Source organism: Pseudomonas sp. LJDD11, assembly GCF_024584215.1.
GTDB lineage: Bacteria > Pseudomonadota > Gammaproteobacteria > Pseudomonadales > Pseudomonadaceae > Aquipseudomonas.
This window is the reverse complement of the sequence record NZ_JANJFL010000111.1, coordinates 1-583: the sequence shown is the minus strand read 5'-3', so window position 1 is coordinate 583 and position 583 is coordinate 1. Positions and strand designations below refer to the sequence as shown.

Annotated in this window: 1 protein-coding gene; it reads left to right on the top strand. The window is 51.1% G+C overall.

Annotated elements, in window-relative coordinates; all coding sequences use genetic code 11:
* Window positions 1-513: DegT/DnrJ/EryC1/StrS aminotransferase family protein (locus tag NRB16_RS29025; RefSeq protein WP_257107585.1), on the top strand; the 513-nt coding region annotated here is incomplete at its 5' end.
* Window positions 514-583 lie beyond the last annotated feature (70 nt).

Genomic DNA, 583 nt, shown 5'->3' with positions numbered 1-583 from the left:
GACGAGTTGGCAAAAGTCCTGCGCGCACTGCGCAACTATGGCTCCCATGAGAAGTACAAGAATCTCTACCAGGGCGTGAACAGCCGTCTGGATGAGATTCAGGCAGCGATGCTCACCGTCAAGCTCAAGTATCTGGATGACCAGACTGCACGCCGCAGGGAAATTGCCAGGATGTACATGGAGGGTATCAACAACCCTTCAGTAGAACTGCCACTTGCCACCGGCACTTGCCCGCTGTCGCTGCACAGCCATGTGTGGCATCTGTTCGTCGTTCAATGCAGGCAGCGTGATGTGTTGCAGCAGCATCTGGCCGCACAACGTATTCAAACCATCATCCACTACCCGATTCCTGTCCATCAGCAGCAGGCTTACAAAGAGCTCAATGGCCACAGCTATCCAGTGACCGAGAATATCCATCAGCAAGTCCTGAGTTTGCCAATGAGTCCTGAAATGACATCGGCTGAAGTCGAACTGGTCATCGCAGCCGTTAATAATTTTTCTTGCGAAGAGTGACTCAATGATTCAGTTGCTAGGCCGTCTTTGGAAGTGTTTTACACTCAAAAGAAAGCTGCAGTTCTTTGTG